Annotated in this window: 14 protein-coding genes; 11 read left to right on the top strand and 3 right to left on the bottom strand. The window is 63.8% G+C overall.

Annotation, left to right across the window (positions count from 1 at the left end; translation table 11 throughout):
- Positions 1-30: 30 nt before the first annotated feature.
- Positions 31-633, top strand: a complete 603-nt coding sequence (locus I6L45_RS11685) for a nitroreductase family protein (protein ID WP_134695384.1) — start codon at positions 31-33, stop codon at positions 631-633.
- Between the two features lie 108 nt (positions 634-741).
- Positions 742-2,205, top strand: a complete 1,464-nt coding sequence (locus I6L45_RS11680) for a GGDEF domain-containing protein (RefSeq protein WP_216982145.1) — start codon at positions 742-744, stop codon at positions 2,203-2,205.
- 73 nt (positions 2,206-2,278) lie between these two features.
- Here the strand turns inward: I6L45_RS11680 and I6L45_RS11675 are convergent, their stop codons facing one another.
- On the bottom strand, positions 2,279-2,497 hold the full coding sequence (locus I6L45_RS11675; RefSeq protein ID WP_216982144.1) for a hypothetical protein: 219 nt from the start codon (positions 2,495-2,497) through the stop codon (positions 2,279-2,281).
- Between the two features lie 114 nt (positions 2,498-2,611).
- On the opposite strand from I6L45_RS11675, the gene I6L45_RS11670 reads away from it, so the two are divergent.
- Together I6L45_RS11670 and I6L45_RS11665 are read left to right on the top strand one after the other, a co-directional pair.
- Positions 2,612-3,517: a LysR family transcriptional regulator gene (locus tag I6L45_RS11670; protein ID WP_216982143.1), complete on the top strand. Its 906-nt coding sequence runs from the start codon at positions 2,612-2,614 to the stop codon at positions 3,515-3,517.
- Between the two features lie 83 nt (positions 3,518-3,600).
- Complete coding sequence (locus tag I6L45_RS11665) at positions 3,601-3,828, top strand: DUF333 domain-containing protein (protein ID WP_216982142.1); 228 nt, start codon at positions 3,601-3,603, stop codon at positions 3,826-3,828.
- 113 nt (positions 3,829-3,941) lie between these two features.
- Here the strand turns inward: I6L45_RS11665 and I6L45_RS11660 are convergent, their stop codons facing one another.
- A complete protein-coding gene (locus tag I6L45_RS11660; RefSeq protein ID WP_043762176.1) occupies positions 3,942-5,105 on the bottom strand; it encodes an FAD-dependent monooxygenase in 1,164 nt (387 codons plus the stop codon).
- Between the two features lie 256 nt (positions 5,106-5,361).
- Between I6L45_RS11660 and miaB the strand changes: the two genes are divergently transcribed.
- From miaB to lnt, 5 genes are all read left to right on the top strand, one after another.
- The gene (gene miaB / locus I6L45_RS11655; RefSeq protein ID WP_134695378.1) at positions 5,362-6,795 is read left to right on the top strand and encodes a tRNA (N6-isopentenyl adenosine(37)-C2)-methylthiotransferase MiaB; all 1,434 of its coding nucleotides are present in this window, start codon (positions 5,362-5,364) and stop codon (positions 6,793-6,795) included.
- 44 nt (positions 6,796-6,839) lie between these two features.
- Positions 6,840-7,892 (top strand): PhoH family protein, encoded by a 1,053-nt coding sequence (locus I6L45_RS11650; protein ID WP_043762178.1) that lies wholly within the window; start codon positions 6,840-6,842, stop codon positions 7,890-7,892.
- Positions 7,889-8,356: an rRNA maturation RNase YbeY gene (gene ybeY / locus I6L45_RS11645; protein WP_043762179.1), complete on the top strand. Its 468-nt coding sequence runs from the start codon at positions 7,889-7,891 to the stop codon at positions 8,354-8,356. The genes I6L45_RS11650 and ybeY overlap by 4 nt, the downstream gene beginning before the upstream one ends.
- A gap of 94 nt (positions 8,357-8,450) precedes the next feature.
- Positions 8,451-9,332 carry a CNNM family magnesium/cobalt transport protein CorC gene (corC, locus tag I6L45_RS11640; RefSeq protein WP_043762180.1) on the top strand — a complete coding sequence of 294 codons (882 nt, stop codon included), beginning with the start codon at positions 8,451-8,453 and terminating at the stop codon, positions 9,330-9,332.
- Positions 9,333-9,518: 186 nt separating this feature from the next.
- The gene (lnt, locus tag I6L45_RS11635) at positions 9,519-11,048 is read left to right on the top strand and encodes an apolipoprotein N-acyltransferase (protein WP_216982141.1); all 1,530 of its coding nucleotides are present in this window, start codon (positions 9,519-9,521) and stop codon (positions 11,046-11,048) included.
- Positions 11,049-11,276: 228 nt separating this feature from the next.
- Here the strand turns inward: lnt and I6L45_RS11630 are convergent, their stop codons facing one another.
- The gene (locus tag I6L45_RS11630) at positions 11,277-11,759 is read right to left on the bottom strand and encodes a zinc ribbon-containing protein (protein ID WP_043762182.1); all 483 of its coding nucleotides are present in this window, start codon (positions 11,757-11,759) and stop codon (positions 11,277-11,279) included.
- Positions 11,760-11,994: 235 nt separating this feature from the next.
- Here I6L45_RS11630 and leuS point away from each other — a divergent pair, with 235 nt between their 5' ends.
- Together leuS and lptE are read left to right on the top strand one after the other, a co-directional pair.
- The gene (gene leuS / locus I6L45_RS11625) at positions 11,995-14,574 is read left to right on the top strand and encodes a leucine--tRNA ligase (RefSeq protein WP_216982140.1); all 2,580 of its coding nucleotides are present in this window, start codon (positions 11,995-11,997) and stop codon (positions 14,572-14,574) included.
- A gap of 117 nt (positions 14,575-14,691) precedes the next feature.
- On the top strand, positions 14,692-15,174 hold the full coding sequence (lptE, locus tag I6L45_RS11620; RefSeq protein WP_216982139.1) for an LPS assembly lipoprotein LptE: 483 nt from the start codon (positions 14,692-14,694) through the stop codon (positions 15,172-15,174).
- The last annotated feature ends 49 nt before the right edge of the window (positions 15,175-15,223 follow it).

Genomic DNA, 15,223 nt, shown 5'->3' with positions numbered 1-15,223 from the left:
CGGCGATGATCCATCAACCAAGGAGATGTTATGAGCAGTCCGTTTATCGAACAGATCAAAGTACGTCGTACCATCTATGCCCTGGGCAACCGGGTGACCCATTCCGAGCCCCAGCTGACGGCCCTTATCAAGGATGCCATCAAGCACAGCCCCTCCTCCTTCAACTCCCAGAGCTCCCGCGCCGTCATTCTGTTTGGCGAGGAGCACCACAAGCTGTGGGACATCGTCAAGGCCGAGCTCAAGAAGATAGTTCCGCCGGAGGCCTATCCCCAGAGTGAGGCCAAGATCAACGGCAGCTTCCGGGCCGGTTTCGGAACCGTTCTCTTCTTTGAGGACACCGCCGTCATCCAGGATCTGCAGCAGAAGTTCGCCCTCTATGCCGACAACTTCCCCATCTGGTCCGAACACGGCACCGGGATCGCCCAGTTCGCGGTCTGGACCACCCTGGCCCAGGAAGGCATCGGCGCCTCCCTGCAACACTACAATCCGCTGATCGACGAGGCGGTGCGCCAGACGTGGAACCTGCCCGCTAGTTGGCTCCTGCGTGCCCAGATGCCCTTCGGCAGCATAGAACAGCCCGCCGGTGACAAGACCTTCATCGAGGACGATGTCCGCTTCCGGGTCTTCGGCTAATCCCCCGGCCCCCTCTCGCAGGGGGCCTCTTCCCGCCTCTCCTCTGTCCTTTTCCCGTCAACCCCCCTACTCTGTGACAACATTATCAGTCATGACGAGGACAACCTCATGAGGGAGGCCAGACGCCAGCAGATCCCGCCCAGACTCTATCCGCTGTTTGCCTTTCTCTGTGTCACCACCCTGATCCTCCTGTTCTCCCTGATGGGCATCTTCACCCGCCCCCCGAACCTGCTGGCCGCCTTCTGGCCGGCCAACGCCGTGCTGCTCGGCATCATGCTGCGCTACCCACGCCTCGCCTCCCTGCCGGGGTGGCTGGGAAGCATTGCAGGCTACCTGCTCGCCGCCCAGTTCACCCAGGACGACCTCCAGAAGACGCTGCTGCTGACCCTGGGCAACCTGGCGGGCGTCTGCGTCGGCTTTGTGCTGTTTCGCTGCCTGAGCTCGCAAGAGAGGCGTCTGAGGCGACCCACCTCCCTGGTGTTTTTGCTACTGATATCCATGGCGGCCTCCCTGGCTGCCGGCCTCGTCGGGGCCTTCATCAATCCCCTGCTGTTTCAGGGCACCATGCTCTACGGGCTCGGCTTCTGGTTTGCCAGCGAGCTCGTCAACTACATGGCCATACTGCCGGTGATCCTCACGCTGCCTCCCCCCGGGGAGATCTCGGCCTGGCTAGCCCGCCTGTTCCGGCCCCAGCTCTCCTGGCCCAGGCTGATGCCACTGCTGAGCCTGCTCTGCACCATGATGCTCTCCCTGCTGATCGCTGGTCCCGGCTCCATCGCCTTCCCGGTGCCCGCCCTGCTGTGGTGCGCCGTCAGCTATTCCCTCTTTACCACCTGCCTGCTCTCCCTGGGTTTCAGCACCCTGACCCTGCTGGCCCTCTCCAACGGCTATCTCGTCATCAGCCAAGATGCCCAGACCCAGTACTGGATGTTTTCGGTCAGGATCGGCGTCATGCTGATCGCCCTCACCCCCCTCACCGCCGCCAGCATCATGGCCGTGCGCAACAACCTGCTGAGCAGGATGGAGCATCTGGCCCATCATGATCACCTCACCGGCGTGCTCAATCGCACCGGCTTCTGGCCGATGGCCCAGTCCATGCTAGCCACCCAGGAGCTGCGCCAGCTCCCCGTCGCCGTCGGCATGCTGGATCTGGACCACTTCAAGCGCGTCAATGACAGTCATGGCCACGAGTCCGGCGATCACCTGCTCAGGGCCTTCACCGATACAGTGCGTCACCAGCTGCGCCAGGGGGATCTCTTCGTGCGTCTGGGAGGGGAGGAGTTCGCCATCGTGCTGCCGGCGACCACCCAGTCCCAGGCCCTGGAGGTGGTCGAGCGACTGCGGGAGAAGGTGGCCGGGATGAGCATGATGGATGCGTCCGGTCAACCCATCGTCGCCACCGTCAGCATAGGGCTCGCCTGCCAGCAACACGGTGCCTACAACCTGGACAGGCTGCTCTCCCGCGCCGATCAGGCGCTCTATCAGGCCAAGCGCCATGGTCGCAACCGGGTGGAGCTGCACCGGGAAGACGCGCCGGATGACCGGGATGGCAGCCCGTCGGCCAACCCATGAGCCCTCGCCATCCGGCGATCCCGTTCGAGCTCAGCGACCAGATACCCCGGTCGGCCGATGCGGCTCGCGCCCTTCAGCGCCCCGCCAGCGTGTCGATGAAGACCTGCCGCTGGGTCGCGGCCTCATAGCAGGCGAGCGCCTGCTCGGCATTGCTCGCCCACACCGGCTGGGGGCCCACCGCAAATCCCTGCTGCAGCAGGCTGGTCAGCAGTTCCCCCGTCTCCTGGGCCGCCAGTGGCTGTGCCAGTACTAGGCTTCCCTTGATCAAGAACAGATAGCGTTCGGTTGACATGACATGACTCCTTGTGGCTGGTCGGCAGGCAGAATGGCCCGTTTCGAGACCATTAGAACAAGGTAGTTAGATAATTTATAATCAATAAATCGCCACATTGGATAACCAAATGGAATGAAATTCGACCTCAGGCAACTGCAAGCCTTCGTCATGCTGGCGGAGACCGCCAACTACCGCGAGGCGGCGCAGCGGCTGTTCGTGACCCAGCCAGCCCTCACCAAGCAGATCCAGGGACTGGAGCTCGCCCTCGGCAGCACCCTGTTCAACCGGGGCCGCCACGGCGCCGAGCTGACCGCCATCGGCCAGCAGCTGCTCCCCCAGGCCCTTGCCCTGGTCGAACACGGCAAGGGGTTCGAACATCACGCCCTGGCGCTGGCGAGCGGCGCCGCGGGGCGCCTCAGGATAGGGTTCGGGCTCTCCAGCTTCGCACTCGCCCCCTCCCTGGTGGCCGCCTTCAAGCAGCAGGCCCCGGACGTGCTGGTGCATCTGCAGGACATGACCTCCGCCATTCAGCAGGAGCAGCTGTTGACCGGACGCCTGCAGGCAGGCTTCATGCGCCGGCCAGAGGCGCCGCAACTGCGCGAGCACAGGCTGCTGACGGACAGGCTGGTGCTGGCCGTCCCCACCCGGATAACGCTGCCGGATCCGGCGGCCTTCGACGTGGAGCAGGCCCTGACTCGCCAGCCGCTGCTGCAGATGGTGGGTCACCGCTGCCCCGGTCTCACCCGGCAGATAGCCCGCTTTCTCGGCGCCAACCGCCTGAGCGGCATGATCCAGGAGGCAGAAGATATCCAGACTCTGGTGGCCCTGGTGGCCGCCGGCATCGGCAACGCCATCCTGCCCCGCAGCGTCGGCTTTATCGCAGGCCAGGAGGTAACCCTCTACCCTCTCTCCGGCCCCTGGTCGGAATGGGACATAAGCCTGGTGTGGAACCCGGAGTTTGCGGACCCTATCCGGGATCGCTTCCTGCAACGGGTGCTGGCGGCCCACCCGGCAGCCAGCCCCGCGACCGAAGGATGAAATGGACTCATTTTTGCCTTTTTCATGAGAGGGGCAGTAAGATGGGTAGCAAGAATCCAGCCACCATCTGAAGGGAGATCCCCATGATCAAACCACTTATTGCGCTCTTGCCCGCCCTGTTGCTGACCGCCTGCGCCAGCGAAAAAGCGCCGACGCCAGTCGGCATGGCCAACCCGGCCTCGGTCTACTGTGGCGAACAGGGAGGCAAAGTGATCATCAAGCAGGAAGCCGATGGCGCCGTGGGTTACTGCCATCTGCCAGACGGCCAGGTGGTGGAGGAGTGGGCCTTCTATCGCTCGACTCATCCCTGATCTTGGCGCGACTGCAGGCCTGATGCACAAGGGGGCGATTCATCAGAACCGCCCCCTTGTTGTTACGCTCACGGGAGCTGCGCCCGCCTCTCTCATGGCGACCGGCGGCAACCTCAGACCAGCCCCAGGGCATAACGCAGCGCCATCTCCTTGAGGGGGCCCGCCTTGTCCGCCAGGTTCAGCGCCAGGTTGCGGGCAAGCTTGAGGGGGCCTATCTCGTTGCTGAACGCCCCGTAGAAGAGATCCATCCCCGACTGCATCAGCAGGTTGTCCGGGCGCCGACGGCGCTCGTAGCGCGCGGCCAGCCCCAGCCCATGCCAGTCAGCCCCCGCCTTGGCCAGAGCCTCGGCCCAGCAGGCCACGTCCTTGAAGCCGAGGTTGACCCCCTGCCCGGCGAGCGGGTTGATGGTGTGGGCGGCATCGCCGAGCAGCACCACCCGGCCGGCGTGGTAGTCGTTGGCGTGACGACGCACCAGGGGGAAGCTCCCCTTGCCGGTCACGCGAAAGCCGCCGAGCCGGCTCGGGAAGTGGCGGCGCACCTCGGCGGCCAGCCCCTCGTTGTCCATGGCGGTCAGGGCCCGGATGCGGGCCGGGCTGTCGTACCACACCAGGGAGCCGTGACGACCCGGCAGCGGCAGGAAGGCGCGGGGGCCCTGCGGAGTGAACTGCTGCCAGGTGATGTCCTCCTGCTCGAAGTCGGTGTCGATGTTGATCAGCATGCAGTGCTGGCGGTACTCGAAGCGCGAGACGCCGATCCCGGCGAGCCTGCGGGTGTGGGATTCGGCGCCGTCGCAGGCCAGCACCCAGCGTGCCTGCAGCTCGGTGCCGTCATCCAGCAGCAGGGTGGCGTGTTCCCTGTCCTGACGCAGACTCTGCACCGCCGCCGGGGTATGGGTCTGGATGTTGGGGAAATCCTCCATACGCCTCAAGAGAGCGAGCTGCACCAGCCGGTTCTCGATGATGTAGCCGAGCTGGGGCAGGCCCAGGTCGGCCGCATCGAAGCGGGTGGCAAAGCCGTCCAGCTCCCAGGTCTCCAGCCGGCGATAGGGGCACAGCCGCATCTGCCGCAGGTATTGCCAGGCGCCTGCCTGCTCCAGCAGGGCCACCGACGCCAGGCTGATGGCGGAGACCCGCAGATCCAGTGGCTGCTCCGGCGCATAGGGTCCCGGCAACCGGGTCTCGATGACCCGCACCGAGCGGCCCTGGCTCGCCAGCAGGCAGGCGGTGGCGGCGCCCACCATGCCGGCGCCGACGATGGCAATATCGCAATGTTCCATGACGTACTTCCTGAAATGGGCGCCCCGCACAGGCAGAGAGGGGCCAAACCGAATGAGGGCATGATAGCGCAAGGAAGGGGGATAAACAGTGAGAGAAGCGGCGAATTGCCTTGCCCAATCAAGGACAAAACCCCTGTTGACGCGGCCAGCCAGCCCATGGGGGCCGCCGGATATTAACTAGTCAGCCCCGCCATTGCGGAGTAAAATGCCCGGTCCTTTGACCCTGTCGATAGCAAAAACCGTCATTAGAGTAGCGATGAGCAAGAAACTTCATATCAAGACCTGGGGCTGCCAGATGAACGAGTACGACTCGTCCAAGATGGCGGACCTGTTGGACGCCAGCCATGGTTATCAGCTGACCGAAGAGCCCGAAGAGGCCGACGTCCTGTTGCTGAACACCTGTTCCATCCGCGAGAAGGCCCAGGAGAAGGTGTTCCACCTGCTCGGTCGCTGGAAGAAGCTCAAGGCCAAGAAGCCGGGTCTGGTGATCGGGGTGGGCGGCTGCGTCGCCTCCCAGGAAGGGGACAACCTGAGAAAGCGCGCCCCCTATGTGGACATCGTCTTCGGCCCCCAGACCCTCCATCGCCTGCCCGCCATGATCAAGCAGGTGCAGGAGGGCCACGGCGCCCAGGTGGACATCGCCTTCCCCGAAATCGAGAAGTTCGACAACCTGCCGGAGCCGCGCGCCGAGGGCGCCACCGCCTTCGTCTCCATCATGGAAGGCTGCTCCAAATACTGCTCCTTCTGCGTGGTGCCCTACACCCGCGGCGAAGAGGTGAGCCGCCCGCTCGACGACGTGCTTTACGAAATCGCCCAGCTCGCCCAGCAGGGGGTGCGCGAGGTCAACCTGCTCGGCCAGAACGTCAACGCCTATCGCGGCCCGACCTTCGAGGGGGATGACTGTACCTTCGCCGAGCTGCTGCGCCTGGTGGCCGCCATCGACGGCATCGACCGCATTCGCTACACCACCAGCCACCCCATCGAGTTCACCGACGACATCATCGAGGTCTATCGGGACACCCCCGAGGTGGTCAGCTTCCTGCACCTGCCGGTACAAAGCGGCTCGGATCGCATCCTGACCATGATGAAGCGGCCCCATACCGTGCTGGAGTACAAGTCCAAGATCCGCCGCCTGCGCGCCGTGCGCCCCGACATCACCATGAGCTCGGACTTCATCGTCGGCTTCCCGAACGAGACGGACGAGGACTTCGAGGCCACCATGAAGCTGATCGAGGAGATCAACTTCGACATGAGCTTCAGCTTCATCTACAGCCCCCGCCCCGGCACTCCGGCCGCGGACCTGCCTGACGATGTGGACATGGAGGTGAAGAAGGCCCGCCTCACCCGGCTGCAGAACCAGATCAATCACCAGTCCATGCTCATCGGCCGCGCCATGCTGGGCTCGGTACAGCGCATCCTGGTGGAAGGCCCCTCCAAGCTGGATCCCATGCAGCTCAGTGGCCGCACCGAGAACAACCGGGTGGTCAACTTCGAGGGCTCCCACCGCCTCATCGGTGGCTTCGCCGACGTGGAGATCATCGACGTGCGCCCCTTCTCCCTGCGCGGTCGTTTCATCCGCGGCGAGGACGAGATGAACCTGCGCATCGCCACGGCGCCGAGCGAGATCCTGGCCCGCCGCCCCGACAACGTGCCCGATCCCCTGGGCGTTGCGGCCTTCACCCCCCATTAATTGCGCTTCCCTCCCGGAGGGAAGTGCCTTGAAACGAGGTCAACTTGAGCCGACATATCGCGACCCTGAACCTGCACCTGGAGCCCGCCGACAACCTGCGCCTCGCCAGCCTGTGCGGCCCCTTTGACGACAACCTCAAGCAGCTGGAGCGCCGCCTCGGCATCGAGGTGAGCTACCGGAACAACCATTTCCAGGTGATCGGCAAGCAGGCCCAGGTGGATGCCGCGGCCGTCATCCTCAAGCACCTCTATGTGGAGACCCAGCCGCTCAAGGGCGGCAAGGTGACCGACATCACCCCCGACATGGTGCACCTGGCGGTGCAGGAGTCCCGGGTGCTGGAGCAGGACGAGGACGAGGCTCCCAGCCTGCCTTATGGCAAGGAGGTGACGGTCAAAACCAAACGCGGCCTCATCAAGCCCCGCAGCCCGAACCAGGCCCAGTACATCGCCAATATCGTGCGCCACGACATCAGCTTCGGCATAGGCCCGGCCGGTACCGGCAAGACCTATCTGGCGGTGGCCGCCGCCGTGGACGCCCTGGAGCGCCAGGAGATCCGCCGCATCCTGCTGACCCGTCCGGCGGTGGAAGCAGGGGAGAAGCTCGGCTTCCTGCCCGGGGATCTCTCCCAGAAGGTCGACCCCTACCTGCGCCCGCTCTACGACGCCCTGTTCGAGATGCTGGGCTTCGAGCGCGTGGAGAAGCTGATGGAGCGCAACATCATCGAGGTGGCGCCGCTCGCTTATATGCGAGGCAGAACCTTGAATGACGCCTTTATCATCCTGGACGAGGCCCAGAACACCACCACGGAGCAGATGAAGATGTTCCTGACCCGCATCGGCTTCAACTCCAAGGCGGTGGTCACCGGCGACATCACCCAGGTGGACCTGCCCCGCAGCACCAAGTCCGGCCTGCGCCACGCCCTGGAGGTACTGCAGGGGGTCGATGGCCTCTCCTTCAACTTCTTCGAGTCCAAGGACGTGGTGCGCCACCCCGTGGTCGCCCGCATCGTCCAGGCCTACGAGGCATTTGACGCCCAGCAGGCGGCCGAGAAGGCCGCCACCAACAAAGCAAACACCAGCAAAGAGAGTGCCCAATGAGCGTGACCCTGGATCTGCAACTGGCCTGCGCCAGCAACGACGGCCTGCCGAGCGAGGCCCAGCTGCAGGGCTGGCTCGACGGCACCATCCTGGGCTTCCAGGAGGAGGCCGAGGTGACGGTGCGCCTGGTGGACGAGGCGGAGAGCCGCGAGCTCAACCACACCTACCGTGGCAAGGACAAACCCACCAACGTGCTCTCCTTCCCGTTCGAGGCGCCCCCGGGTCTCGAGCTGCCCCTGCTCGGCGATCTGGTGATCTGCCGCCAGGTGGTGGAGGCCGAGGCCATCGAGCAGGGCAAACCGCTCATGGCCCACTGGGCCCACATGGTTGTGCACGGCAGTCTGCATCTGCTAGGTTATGACCATATCGAGGACGAGGAAGCCGAGGAGATGGAGCAGCTCGAGCGCGACATCATGCAAGAACTGGGCTTTGCAGACCCCTATTTGGACGACGACGAAGAGTAAAGGGCCGGGCTGTCATCGCCTTGAAACAGCCGATGACCACCCTTATATCTCCCAACGATTTCACGTGTGTTTTAGCGAGTAACCAAGAGAGAAAATGACCGACGATCACCCTAGTACCGGCTCGCCGAAGAAAACCTGGCTCGACAAGCTCAGCCAACTCTTCCAGGGCGAGCCCAAAGACCGCAACGATCTGGTGGAAGTCATCGCCGATGCCGAAGAGCGGGACCTCATCGATCAGGACACCAAGGACATGATCGAGGGCGTGCTCGAAATTGCCGAGCTGCGCGTGCGCGACATCATGATCCCTCGCTCCCAGATGGTGACCATCGAGAAGTCCCAACCGGTGGACGAGTTCCTGCCCGTCATCATCGAATCCGGCCACTCCCGTTTCCCTGTTATCAACGAAGACAAGGATCACGTGGAGGGCATACTGCTCGCCAAGGATCTGCTGCCATTCGGCTTTGGCGGCCATCACGCCAGCGAACCGCTGCAGCTCGAGAAGATCCTGCGCCCCACCGTCATCGTGCCGGAGAGCAAGCGGGTCGATCGCCTGCTCAAGGAGTTCCGGGAAGAGCGCTACCACATGGCCATAGTGGTGGACGAGTTTGGCGGTGTCTCTGGCCTCGTGACCATCGAGGACATCCTGGAGCTCATCGTCGGCGAAATCGACGACGAGTTCGACGACATCGAGGACGAGCCCGAAGAGATACGCCGCATCAGCAAACGGGTCTTCTCCATCAGCGCTCTCACCGAGATCGAGGACTTCAACGACTTCTTCGGCACCCAGTTCAGCGATGAAGAGGTGGATACCGTGGGCGGTCTGGTGATGCACGCCTTCAGCCACCTGCCCAAGAAGGGCGAGGAGATCGAGCTCGACGGCTACCTGTTCAAGGTGATGCACGCGGACCGTCGCCGCCTGCAGCAGCTGCAGGTGAAGATCCCGGAACATCACGCGGCGGCCCAGCCGGAGTCCTGATCCCGCGCTACCCGCTTCGTCAATCAACGCCCCTCTGACCAGGGGCGTTTGTTTTTTGTCTCCCTTGCCGATTCCCTGCACGCTCCTCACGGCGTCCGCCGCCGCGAGGCTCGCCGTTGGCGCGCTTTGCGGTTAAGATGTCGGCCATTCCACATTCATTCAGCCCAATTCGAGCCCCGATCTCCCGTGAAATCGAAACTCCTGACAAGCCTGTGCGCCCTGGCCTCTGGCGCCATCGCCGTGCTGGCCTTCTCCCCCTTCGGCTACTGGCCTCTGGTGATCCCCTCCCTGCTCGGTCTCTACGCCCTGCTGGACAAGGCCACCCCCAAACAGGCTGCCTGGCGCGGCTTCGGCTACGCCATGGGCCTGTTCCTGCCCGGGCAGTGGTGGATCCACGTCAGCATGACGGAGTTTGGCGGCATCCCGCTGCCGGCCGCCTTCGTGCTGCTGGCCGGGCTCTGCGCCTATCTGTCCCTCTATCCGACCCTGGCCTGCTGGCTCTTCGCCCGCTTCTTCACGGGTCGCCACTGGAGCCGCTGGCTGCTTGCCTTCCCGGCGCTCTGGCTGATGGCTGACTGGCTGCGGGGCTGGGTGATGACGGGCTATCCCTGGCTCTGGTTTGGCTATACCCAGATAGACGGCCCCCTCAAGGGGTTCGCCCCCATCCTCGGGGTGCAGGGCATCACCCTCGCCCTGCTGCTCACCGCCTCAGCCCTCTGGCTGACCTGGCAGAGCCGCAAGCCGGCCTGGCTGCTGCTGCCGGTCGCCCTGGTGGGCGGAGCCCAGGGGCTGATGCAGCTCAACTGGGTGACCCGGGGAGAACCGGTCAAGGTCGCCCTGGTGCAGGGCAACATCGCCCAGTCCCTCAAGTGGGATCCGGAGGCCCTGGTGCCGACGGTGCGCACCTATCAGGATCTCAGCCGCGAGAACCAGGACGCCGACATCATCGTCTGGCCCGAATCGGCGATCCCGGCCATCGAGAAGGAGATGGGTACCTATCTGGAGAGCCTGGACAAGGCGATGAAGGTGAACGACACCGGCCTGCTGGCGGGCATCATCCATTACGATCTGAAACAGCAGCGCTTCTACAATACCGTGCTCGGCATGGGGGTGCAGGATGCCGAGGGCAAGGAGTCCTACTACTACGAGCACAAGAACCGCTACTACAAGTACCACCTGCTGCCCATCGGCGAGTTCGTGCCCTTTGAAGATCTGCTGCGCCCCATCGCCCCCTTCTTCAACCTGCCCATGTCCTCCTTCAGCCGGGGTGACGAGGTGCAGCCGAACCTGATCGCCAAGGGGCTCAAGTTCGCCGCCGCCATCTGCTACGAGATCATCTTCCCGGACGAGGTGCGCCGCAACGTGCAGCCGGACACCGACTTCCTGCTGACCGTCTCCAACGATGCCTGGTTCGGCACCAGTATCGGCCCCTGGCAGCACATGGAGATCGCCCGCATGCGCGCCCTCGAACTCGCCCGCCCGCTGCTGCGCGACACCAACACCGGCATCACCATCGTCACCGAGATCGACGGCAGCATCATCGCCCAGCTGCCGCAGTTCGAGGCCGGGGTGCTGCGCGCCGAGGTGCGCCCGGCCCACGGCGCGACCCCCTATCTGCGCTTTGGCAGCTGGCCCATGTATGGCATCGCCACCCTGCTGCTGGGGCTGGGGCTGGTCCTGCGCCCCCGCGCCCATCCCTGGGCACGCAAGGGCTGAGGCAACACAAGGCAGATAAACAAGAGAGGCGCCCAGGGGCGCCTCTCTTCTGTTCAGTCTGATACCCGCTCAGAACCTGTTCAGGCTCTGCAACGAGAGGTCGTCAGCAAGCTAAAGAGCAGCGCAGGAACCGGAGCGTATAGATATACGTGAGCACTCTCGGTTACAGACAAGCGAGCAGCACATGAGCCTTGATCACGGCCTCGCAGTAAGAGTGTGGACAGGTTCTCAGGGCGAGAGCGGCTCACGGTGATACTCGTCGGCCCCGCACTCGGGGCAGGTGCCGAGCTGTTCCGGGTGCAGCACGGTATGGCGCCACTCGCAGTGATCGCACACCAGCACGCCGAGCCCCACCCAGTCGCCTGCCCGGTAGACGCCTTTGTGCTCCAGCTCGTCCGCGAGCTCCTGCCACTCCACCTGGGCCCGATCGGTCACGTCCGCCAGCCAGGACCAGACGGTGTCTTTGAGCGCCAGCATAAAGGCGGATTCCGGGGCCTCTTGCTTGCCCTCGTCGTAGTTGCCGAGATCCCGTTTCACATATTCGGCGATGAGCGCCAGTTCATCCTTGGTCAGATCCCCCGCCGCCTCCAGATAGGCCTGCACCCTGGCGATCATCCGGTTGAGACGCTCACCCTGGAACTCCTCCGTCTCCTCCCACTGCTTCCTGAGCTGGGCGATGAAGTCTTCATACCCTTGTCGACGTTTGTCCATGACCATCACTCCTCTGCTGAACCCCGTTCGTGCCCGGCCTGAACCGGAGACTGAGCGGATACGGGCGGTGGTTGTCGCCCTCGCTCCCCAAGCTCCCCGGCTAAACCGCCAAGGTGCCGGGACCGGGCCTGACACCGGGCGGATGCTGGCGGTTGTTGCCGCCGCAGGATATGGGTATTCTATTGCGATTTCCCAGCCGTTTTATCTATTCATTTCACAGATCCGGATGTCACCAATGCAAGAGCAATACGTTCCCCAATCCATAGAACCAGCAGTGCAGCAGCACTGGGATGCCAAGAAAACCTTCAAGGCCGTGGAAAAAGTAGACAAAGAGAAGTTCTACTGCCTCTCCATGTTCCCCTATCCGTCTGGTCGACTGCACATGGGGCACGTGCGTAACTACACCATAGGTGATGTGATCTCCCGTTATCAACGCCTCAATGGCAAGAACGTGCTGCAACCCATCGGCTGGGACGCCTTCGGCCTGCCGGCGGAAAACGCCGCCATCAAAAACAGCACTGCGCCGGCTCCGTGGACCTACGAAAACATCGAATACATGAAGAACCAGCTGAAGATGCTGGGTCTGGGCTATGACTGGGACAGAGAACTCGCCACCTGCAAGCCGGACTACTACCGCTGGGAGCAGTGGTTCTTCACCAAGCTCTACGAGAAGGGCCTGGTCTACAAGAAGACCTCCTCCGTCAACTGGTGCCCGAACGACATGACGGTGCTGGCCAACGAGCAGGTGATCGACAACTGCTGCTGGCGCTGTGACACCCCGGTCGAGCAGAAAGAGATCCCCCAGTGGTTCATCAAGATCACCGACTACGCCGAAGAGCTGTTGAACGACATCGACAACCTGGAAGGCTGGCCGGAGATGGTCAAGACCATGCAGCGCAACTGGATTGGCCGCTCCGAAGGGGTCAACATCAGCTTCGCCGTCGATGGCCAGGATGATCACCTGGAGGTCTACACCACCCGTCCGGACACCTTCATGGGCGTGACCTATGTGGGCATCGCCGCCGGCCACCCGCTGGCCGCCCTGGCAGCCGAAGGCAACCCCGAGCTCGCCGCCTTCATCGAGGAGTGCAAGCACACCAAGGTGGCCGAGGCAGACATGGCCACCATGGAGAAGAAGGGCATGGCCACCGGCCTCTACGCCATTCACCCCCTGGATGGCCGCAAGGTGCCGGTCTGGGTCGCCAACTTCGTGCTGATGAACTACGGCACCGGCGCCGTCATGGCAGTGCCCGGCCACGATCTGCGCGACCACGAATTCGCCACCAAGTACGGCCTCGAGATCAAGCCGGTCATCAAGCCGGCCGTCGGTGACGCCCCGGATGTGATCGCCGCCGCCTACACCGACAAGGGCGTGCTGTTCAACTCCGGCGAGTTCGACGGTCTCGAGTTCCAGGCCGCCTTCGATGCCATCGCCAACAAGCTGGAATCCCTCGGCCGCGGCAAGCGCACCGTCAACTACCGCCTGCGCGACTGGGGTGTCTCCCGTCAGCGCTACTGGGGCGCCCCCATCCCTATGCTGACCCTGGCGGACGGCACCGTCGTGCCGACCCCGGAAGAGCAGCTGCCGGTTCTGCTGCCGGAAGACGTGGTGATGGACGGCATCCAGAGCCCCATCAAGGCCGACCCCGAGTGGGCCAAGACCACCTACAACGGCCAGGAAGCGTTCCGCGAGACTGATACCTTCGACACCTTTATGGAGTCCTCCTGGTACTACGCCCGCTACTGCTCCCCGGACTACGACAAGGGCATGCTGGATCCGGCAGCTGCCAACCACTGGCTGCCGGTGGATCAGTACATCGGCGGCATCGAGCACGCCTGTATGCACCTGCTCTACGCCCGCTTCTTCCACAAGCTGCTGCGTGACGCTGGCCTCGTGAACAGCGACGAGCCGTTCAAGCGCCTGCTCTGCCAGGGCATGGTGCTGGCCGATGCCTTCTACTACAAGGACGAGAAGGGCGGCAATGTCTGGGTCAGCCCCCTCGACGTCAAGGTGGAGCGCGACGACAAGGGCCGCATCACCAAGTCCGTGGACAACGAGGGCCGCGAGGTGATCCACTCCGGCATGACCAAGATGTCCAAGTCCAAGAACAACGGCATCGACCCCCAGCTGATGGTGGAGCGTTACGGCGCCGACACCGTCCGTCTGTTCATGATGTTCGCCTCCCCGGCCGACATGACCCTGGAGTGGTCCGACTCCGGCGTCGAGGGGGCCCAGCGCTTCCTGCGCCGCCTGTGGCGCATCACCTTCGAGCACGTCTCCGGTGGTGCTGTACCGGCGCTGGACGTGGCCGCCCTCTCCAGCGAGCAGAAGGCCGTTCGCCGCGAGCTGCACAAGACCATCGCCAAGGTGAGCGACGACGTGGGTCGCCGCCAGACTTTCAACACCGCCATCGCTGCGGTCATGGAGCTGATGAACAACCTCTCCAAGCTGGGCAGCGACGCCCAGGATCGCGCCCTGATGCAGGAAGCGCTGGAAGCGGTCGTGGTCATGCTCTACCCCATCACCCCGCATATCGGCTTCGAGCTGTGGAAGATGCTGGGCAAGGGCGAGGACATCGACCACGCCACCTGGCCGGTGGCCGACGAGGCTGCCATGATCGAGACCGAGAAGCTGGTGGTGGTGCAGATCAACGGCAAGATGCGCGGCAAGCTGACCGTGCCGGCCGAGATCAGCCAGGCGGACGTCGAGAAGCTGGCCATGGCCGATGCCTCGGTGCAGAAGTTCACCGAGGGGCTGACCGTGCGCAAGGTCGTCTATGTGCCGGGCAAGCTGCTCAACATCGTGGCCAACTGATGCCATACCGCCTGGCCATGCAGGCTGACTGTCTGGTTGCCAAGCGGTAACAGCAAACGGATGATAACGGCGGGCCCTGCGCCCGCCGCTCTTCCCTTCATGCAAAGAGGATTTTTTATGGGCACCATCTTCACTCGCTGGATGGCCATCCTGATGGCAGGTCTGCTGCTGCAGGCCTGCGGTTTTCAGATGCGGGGCACCGCCATTCCCCCCGAGTTGATGACCATGAAAGTGGTCGGTGACAACAAGAGCGACTTCTACCGGCTGGTCACTACCCGCCTCAAGGCGGCCGGCGTGCAGCTCGCCGACAAGGAGGGCATTCCGGTGCTGACCCTGGGCAGTGTGAGCAGCAGCAGTCAGGTCGCCTCCGTCGACTCCATCGGCCAGGATCGCGAATACCTGCTGGGCTACAGCACCCAGTTCACCGTGGTCGTGCCGGGCCAGCCGACCCAGGTCTTCCCCATCACCTTCAACCGCAGCTTCCTGAACAAGCCGGATGCGGCGCTCGCCTCCTCCCGCGAGCAGGAGCAGCTCGGCAAGGAGATGCAGGAACAGGCTGCCAACCTGGTGATCCGCCAGCTCAGCCAGGTCAAGTTCTGATGGGGATCTATCCGACCATCGGACTGGTGATCCATCAACCTCAGCCAGG

It is taken from the genome of Aeromonas sp. FDAARGOS 1415, from assembly GCF_019048365.1.
Classification (GTDB): domain Bacteria; phylum Pseudomonadota; class Gammaproteobacteria; order Enterobacterales; family Aeromonadaceae; genus Aeromonas; species Aeromonas taiwanensis.
This window is presented reverse-complemented; position numbering and strand designations above follow the sequence as displayed.

Excerpts from the sequence above, each read along its gene's own strand:
- I6L45_RS11675 (WP_216982144.1), bottom strand. The coding sequence starts at position 2,497 with ATGTCAACCGAACGCTATCTGTTCTTGATCAAGGGAAGCCTAGTACTG.
- leuS (WP_216982140.1), top strand. The coding sequence starts at position 11,995 with ATGCAAGAGCAATACGTTCCCCAATCCATAGAACCAGCAGTGCAGCAG.
- I6L45_RS11665 (WP_216982142.1), top strand. The coding sequence starts at position 3,601 with ATGATCAAACCACTTATTGCGCTCTTGCCCGCCCTGTTGCTGACCGCC.
- I6L45_RS11685 (WP_134695384.1), top strand. The coding sequence starts at position 31 with ATGAGCAGTCCGTTTATCGAACAGATCAAAGTACGTCGTACCATCTAT.
- I6L45_RS11670 (WP_216982143.1), top strand. The coding sequence starts at position 2,612 with ATGAAATTCGACCTCAGGCAACTGCAAGCCTTCGTCATGCTGGCGGAG.
- miaB (WP_134695378.1), top strand. The coding sequence starts at position 5,362 with ATGAGCAAGAAACTTCATATCAAGACCTGGGGCTGCCAGATGAACGAG.
- corC (WP_043762180.1), top strand. The coding sequence starts at position 8,451 with ATGACCGACGATCACCCTAGTACCGGCTCGCCGAAGAAAACCTGGCTC.
- I6L45_RS11660 (WP_043762176.1), bottom strand. The coding sequence starts at position 5,105 with ATGGAACATTGCGATATTGCCATCGTCGGCGCCGGCATGGTGGGCGCC.
- ybeY (WP_043762179.1), top strand. The coding sequence starts at position 7,889 with ATGAGCGTGACCCTGGATCTGCAACTGGCCTGCGCCAGCAACGACGGC.
- I6L45_RS11630 (WP_043762182.1), bottom strand. The coding sequence starts at position 11,759 with ATGGACAAACGTCGACAAGGGTATGAAGACTTCATCGCCCAGCTCAGG.
- I6L45_RS11680 (WP_216982145.1), top strand. The coding sequence starts at position 742 with ATGAGGGAGGCCAGACGCCAGCAGATCCCGCCCAGACTCTATCCGCTG.
- lptE (WP_216982139.1), top strand. The coding sequence starts at position 14,692 with ATGGGCACCATCTTCACTCGCTGGATGGCCATCCTGATGGCAGGTCTG.